1 protein-coding gene is annotated in these 2,824 nt (G+C 72.9%); it reads left to right on the top strand.

Annotated features, from left to right (window positions below; translation table 11 throughout):
- Positions 1-132: 132 nt before the first annotated feature.
- Positions 133-2,824 (top strand): ATP-dependent zinc metalloprotease FtsH (ftsH, locus tag WD250_02385; protein MEX2619045.1); only part of this gene is annotated, 2,692 nt, incomplete at its 3' end.

The following is a 2,824-nucleotide window of genomic DNA, read 5'->3' as shown; positions in this document are numbered from 1 at the left end:
GGGGGGGGGGTGGCGGGGGGGGGGGGGGGGGGGGCCCCCCCCCCCCACGGCGTGCGGCAACCCGGTCGAACATCCCCTGCTGAACCGCGTTTCCCGCTGTGTGCTGGTACCGTTGGACGCTGGAGGCGATGCGTGGCAGACAAGCGGAAGCGCAAGGGCAAGGGCCCCTCGGACAGGCCCAAGAACCGGGTCGGACTGCTGTCCGGGCTGGCGGTCATCATCCTGCTGGCGGCCTGGGTGGCGGTGCTCGTGTGGGGCCGGCCCACCGTCAGCGGTGAGGAGCTGCTGCTCACCGAGTACATCGACCTTGTCGACGAGGGCCAGGTCATCGACGCCCAGATCCTCGACTTCGACGGCATCGTTGCCGGCACGTATCAGCGCGAGGACGGCACCGTGGCGCCCTACCACATGCGCTACTTCCAGTCGCAGGGTCTGCGGGAGCGCCTCGCCGACCTGCTGATCGCCAACCGTGTGCCGTTCAGCATCGACCAGCAGTACAGCAAGACGCTCGTGGGCAACGCGTCGATCGCGCTGCCCGCGCTCATCATCGTCGTGGTGTTCATCTACCTGATCGTGTCGTTCCGCAGCGGCAGCGGGCTGTTCTCCACGTCGAGCGGCGCACGCAAGATCGAGCCCGAGGACCAGTCCGTCTCGTTCGCCGACGTGGCCGGCCAGGACGAGGCGGTCGCCGAGCTCCGTGAGCTGTCGTCGTTCCTGTCCGACCCCGGCCGCTTCGCGGCGGTCGGCGCGACGGTGCCGAAGGGCGTGCTGCTGTACGGCCCGCCCGGGTGCGGCAAGACGCTGCTGGCGCGCGCGCTCGCGGGCGAGGCCGGCGCGTCCTTCTACAGCATCTCGGGCTCGGACTTCGTCGAGCTGTACGTCGGCGTGGGCGCGTCACGGGTCCGCGAGATGTTCAAGGAGGCGCGGGAGAACGCCCCGGCCATCCTGTTCATCGACGAGCTCGACTCGGTGGGGCGTCGCCGCAGCGCCGGCGGCGGCGGCGGCAGCGCGGCGGGGTCCAGCGACGAGCAGGAGCAGACCCTCAACCAGATCCTCGCCGAGATGGACGGGTTCTCGGCCACCGAGGGCGTGATCGTGCTCGGCGCCACCAACCGGGCCGACACCCTCGACCCGGCGCTGCTGCGCCCCGGCCGCTTCGACCGGGCCATCGGTCTGGAACGGGTGGACGAGGCGGGCCGCCTGCAGATCCTGGAGCTGCACGCCAAGGGCAAGCCGCTGGCCGCCGACGTCGACCTCCGCGAGATCGCCCGCAAGGCCCTCGGCATGACCGGTGCGGACCTCGCCAGCGTCGTGAACGAGGCGGCACTGCTCACCGCACGGGCCAGCGGCTCGGCGATCGGGCAGGCCCAGCTGCTCACGGCGCTGGAGCGCATCATCGAGGCGCCCGAGCGCCAGCGGCGCCTGTCCCTGCGCGACCGCAGCATCGGCAAGCGCTCCACCAGCGCGAACGAGCGGGTGACGTTCGCCGACGTCGCCGGAGCCAACGACGCGATCGACGAGCTCACCGAGGTGCGCGACTTCCTCGCCGCTCCGGAGCGGTTCGCGGAGATGGGAGCGCGTCCCCCCCGTGGCATCCTCCTCGCCGGCCCCCCCGGCTGCGGCAAGACGTTGCTGGCGCGGGCCGTGGCCGGCGAGGCCAACGCGGCCTTCTTCTCCGCCTCGGGCACCGACTTCGTCGAGATCTACGTGGGGCAGGGTGCCGCCCGGGTGCGCGACCTCTTCGCCGAGGCCACCGCCGCCGCGCCCGCCATCCTGTTCATCGACGAGATCGACGCCGTCGGTGGTCGCCGCACCGGCGAGGGCGGCGGCGCCGGCGAGCGCGAGCAGACCCTCAACCAGATCCTCGTCGCCCTCGACGGGTTCGAGAAGCGCTCCGCGGTGATCGTGATGGCCGCGACCAACCGCCCCGACATGCTCGACCCGGCGCTGGTGCGGCCCGGCAGGTTCGACCGGCAGGTGACCGTGGAGCTGCCCGACCGTGAGGGGCGCGCCGCCATCCTGGCCGTGCATGCCGCCGAGAAGCCGCTCGCGGCCGATGTGAACCTGGACGCCATCGCGGGCATCACCCCCGGCTTCTCCGGCGCGGATCTGGCCAACGTCATCAACGAGGCCGCCCTGCTCGCCACCCGCCGGGGCGAGCACCTGCTCACCATGGGCATCCTCGAGGAGGCGATCGAGCGCAGCATGCTCGGCATCGGGTCGCGCCGCCACGCGCTGAGCGACGAGCACAAGACCATCGTGGGCTACCACGAGGCCGGCCACGCGCTCGTGGGGCGAGCCGTGCCCGGGGGGCGGGTCCCGCACAAGCTCAGCATCATGCCGCGCGGCAAGGCGCTGGGGTTCACCTGGCACTCCGACGACAGCGACGACCGGCGCATGCACTCCCGGGCCAGCATGGTGGACGAGATGGCGACGCTGCTCGGGGGGCGGGTCGCCGAGCAGCTGGTCTTCGACGACCCGGGCAGCGGCGCGGCCGACGACCTGGCGCGCGCCACCCGCATCGCCCGGCAGATGATCTGCGACCTGGGGATGAGCCCCACCCTCGGGCCGCGCTCGTACTCCGACCTCACGGGCAACGGCTCGCCGGCGCACTCGCAGGAGACCGCACGGATCATCGACGCCGAGATCCGCGCCGTGATGGACGAGGCCTACGACCGGGCCTACGCGATCCTCGCCGGCGACCGGCCGGCGCTCGACCGCGTGGCGCAGGCGCTGGTCGAGCACGAGACCCTCACCGCCAGCCAGTTCACCCGTCTGGCGGAGGGCTCCCCGCCGCGCCGCCAGGCCCGGGCCCCCCCCCCCC

It is taken from the genome of Egibacteraceae bacterium (assembly GCA_040905805.1).
In the GTDB taxonomy this organism is placed as follows: Bacteria; Actinomycetota; Nitriliruptoria; order Euzebyales; family Egibacteraceae; genus DATLGH01.
The sequence above is the reverse complement of the archived record's forward strand: the minus strand, read 5'-3'. Positions and strand labels throughout refer to the sequence as shown.